This window comes from Aeromicrobium sp. PFPM2_SD2, from assembly GCF_057364525.1.
On record NZ_JBNFNZ010000286.1, the window covers coordinates 1 to 3,362 of the forward strand.

At 71.6% G+C, this 3,362-nt stretch carries 2 protein-coding genes; one reads left to right on the forward strand and one right to left on the reverse strand.

What is annotated here, in order from left to right:
- Positions 1-4: 4 nt before the first annotated feature.
- Positions 5-736 carry a LytR/AlgR family response regulator transcription factor gene (locus AC2W7G_RS12185; RefSeq protein ID WP_485868676.1) on the reverse strand — a complete coding sequence of 244 codons (732 nt, stop codon included), beginning with the start codon at positions 734-736 and terminating at the stop codon, positions 5-7.
- A 144-nt stretch (positions 737-880) separates the two neighbouring features.
- Between AC2W7G_RS12185 and AC2W7G_RS12190 the strand changes: the two genes are divergently transcribed.
- A complete protein-coding gene (locus AC2W7G_RS12190) occupies positions 881-3,100 on the forward strand; it encodes an NADP-dependent isocitrate dehydrogenase (RefSeq protein ID WP_485868677.1) in 2,220 nt (739 codons plus the stop codon).
- Positions 3,101-3,362 lie beyond the last annotated feature (262 nt).

Below are 3,362 nucleotides of genomic sequence, written 5' to 3' on the forward strand. Positions count from 1 at the left end.
TCGCTCATCGGCCCGGCCCGGCGACGAGCTCGCGCAGCGCCCGGGTGTGCCGGCGGGCGACGCCGATCTCGGTCGTGCGGGCGCCGGTGTCGACGACGACCGAGCAGCGTCCGTCGCGCTGGCGCAGCTCGGTGACGTGCCGCAGCGCGACCAGGTGGCTGCGGTGGACGCGCACGAACCCGGCGTCGGCCCACTGCTCGGCCAGGGTGGTCAGCGGCACGCGGACGAGGTGGTCGGCGCCGTCGGTGGTGTGCAGCCGGACGTAGTCGCCGTGGGCCTCGACGTAGGCCACCGACGAGCGCCGCACGAAGCGGGTGACGCCGGCCAGCTCGACCGCGATGGTCGGGTCGTCCTCGTCGCTGGGGGCCGCGGACTCCGTGGCGCGCCGGACGCTCTCGGCCAGCCGCTCCTCGCGCACCGGCTTGAGCAGGTAGTCGACGACGCCGAGCTCGAAGGCGTCCACCGCGTGCTCGTCGTGGGCGGTGACGAAGACGATGCGCGGACGCTCGGCGAACCGGCCGAGCAGGCGCGCGAGCTCCAGCCCGCTGAGCCCGGGCATCGCGATGTCGAGGAAGACCAGGTCGACGCCGCCGGGCTCGAGCAGCCGCAGCGCGTCCACGCCGGACTGCACGGCGCAGATCTCGCCGATGCGCGGGTCGCGCTCGAGCAGCCAGACGAGCTCGTCGAGCACGGGTCGCTCGTCGTCGACGACCAGGGTGCGCAGTCCGTCGGCCATGACCGGCATCCTAGGTGATCGCCGTCACGTCCCGGGGGGGCGCCGCGGCGGCGCAGGGGTAGCGTCGGTCGCGACGTCGAGCGCGTGAGATTATCTTGACGTCAAACAATCTTGTGGTCCTGCACCCGACGAAACGGAGCACCCGTGACCGACTCGACGATCATCTACACGCACACCGACGAGGCGCCTGCGCTCGCGACGTACTCCTTCCTGCCGATCATCAAGGCGTACGCCTCGCAGGCCGGTGTGGACGTCGAGACCCGCGACATCTCGCTCGCCGGCCGCATCATCTCCCAGTTCCCCGAGCGCCTGACCGCCGAGCAGCGGATCGACGACGCCCTGGCCGAGCTCGGCGAGCTGGCCAAGCGTCCCGAGGCCAACATCATCAAGCTGCCCAACATCTCGGCGTCGGTGCCGCAGCTCAAGGCGGCCATCGCCGAGCTGCAGGAGCAGGGCTACGACCTGCCGGCCTACCCCGAGGACCCGCAGACCGACGAGGAGCGCGACGTCCGCGCCCGCTACGACAAGGTCAAGGGCTCGGCCGTGAACCCGGTCCTGCGCGAGGGCAACTCCGACCGCCGCGCGCCCGCGTCGGTCAAGAGCTACGCGCGCAAGCACCCGCACTCGATGGGCGCCTGGAGCGCCGACAGCAAGACCCGCGTCGCCACGATGGGCCACGACGACTTCGCCAGCAACGAGCAGTCGGTCGTCCTGCCCGCCGACGACACCTTGCGCATCGAGCACGTCGCCGCCGACGGCACCACCACGGTGCTCAAGGACGGCCTGACGGTGCTCGAGGGCGAGGTCGTCGACGCCACCCGCATGGACGCCGCCGCGCTCAACGCCTTCCTGGCCGAGCAGGTGAAGGCGGCCCAGGAGGCCGGCGTCCTGCTCTCGGTCCACCTCAAGGCCACGATGATGAAGGTCTCGGACCCGATCATCTTCGGCCACGCGGTGCGCGCCTACTTCGCCGACGTCTTCGCGACCTACGGCGACGACCTCAAGGCCGCGGGCCTGAGCCCGAACGACGGCCTGGGCGGCATCCTCAAGGGCCTGGACGCGCTGCCGAACGGCGCCGAGGTCAAGGCCGCCTTCGAGCGCGGCCTGAGCGAGGGCCCGGCCCTGGCCATGGTCGACTCCGACAAGGGCATCACCAACCTGCACGTCCCCAGCGACGTCATCGTCGACGCCTCCATGCCGGCGATGATCCGCACGTCGGGCCAGATGTGGAACGCCCGGGGCGAGCAGCAGGACACCCTGGCGGTCATCCCGGACAGCTCCTACGCCGGCGTCTACCAGGCCGTCATCGACGACTGCAAGGCGAACGGCGCCTACGACCCGGCCACGATGGGCACCGTCCCGAACGTCGGCCTCATGGCGCAGAAGGCCGAGGAGTACGGCTCGCACGACAAGACGTTCGAGATCGAGACCGACGGCGTCGTGCGCATCGTGAACGCGGCGGGCGAGACGCTCACCGAGCACGAGGTCAAGCGCGGTGACATCTGGCGCGCCTGCCAGACCAAGGACGTCCCGATCCGCGACTGGGTCAAGCTGGCCGTCACCCGGGGCCGCGCCACCGGCGACCCGGTCGTGTTCTGGCTCGACGAGAACCGGGCCCACGACGCGAACCTCATCGCCAAGGTCAACGCCTACCTGCCCGAGCACGACACCGAGGGCCTGGACATCCGCATCCTGAGCCCCGTCGAGGCGACCAAGCTCAGCATCGAGCGCATCCGCCGCGGCGAGAACACCATCTCGGTGACCGGCAACGTGCTGCGCGACTACCTGACCGATCTGTTCCCGATCCTCGAGCTCGGCACGTCGGCCAAGATGCTGTCGGTCGTCCCGCTCATCAACGGCGGCGGCCTGTTCGAGACCGGCGCCGGCGGCTCGGCGCCCAAGCACGTCCAGCAGCTGGTGAAGGAGAACTACCTGCGCTGGGACAGCCTGGGCGAGTTCCTGGCCCTCGCGGTCAGCTTCGAGCACCTGGCCACGACGACCGGCAACGACCGCGCGCAGGTGCTCGCGGACACGCTGGACGCCGCGACCGGCACCTTCCTGGACGAGAACAAGTCGCCGGGCCGCAAGCTGGGCACGATCGACAACCGCGGCAGCCACTTCTACCTGGCGCTGTACTGGGCCCAGGAGCTGGCCCAGCAGACGAAGGACGCCGAGCTGGCCGCGACCTTCGGCCCGCTGGCCGAGAAGCTGGCCGAGCAGGAGGAGACGATCGTCGGCGAGCTGCTCGCCGTCCAGGGCAGCCCGGCCGAGATCGGCGGCTACTTCCAGCCCGACCCGGCCAAGGCCGACGCGGTCATGCGTCCGTCCGCGACGCTGAACGAGGCGCTCGCCTCCCTGGCCTGACGTCGCCTGCAGGGCCCCGCTCGGATCCGTCCGAGGGCCGGGGCCTCGCGCGTCCGCGGGCGTCGGTGTCGGTCTCGTCGGGCGGTCGGGTCTACCTGGGCCCAGGTAGACCGAGGCCCCAGGCCTGCGGTCCTGGGGGCGTCGGGCTCTCCTGGCGGTGGCCGACCGTCAGCTCAGTCGTCGCCCAGACCGCGGGCGGCGAGGGCGTCCCCGGTCTCGTACGCCCGGCCCACCGTCCGGACGGCGAGCGGGACGAGCAGGG

Excerpts from the sequence above, each read along its gene's own strand:
- AC2W7G_RS12185 (WP_485868676.1), bottom strand. The coding sequence starts at position 736 with ATGGCCGACGGACTGCGCACCCTGGTCGTCGACGACGAGCGACCCGTG.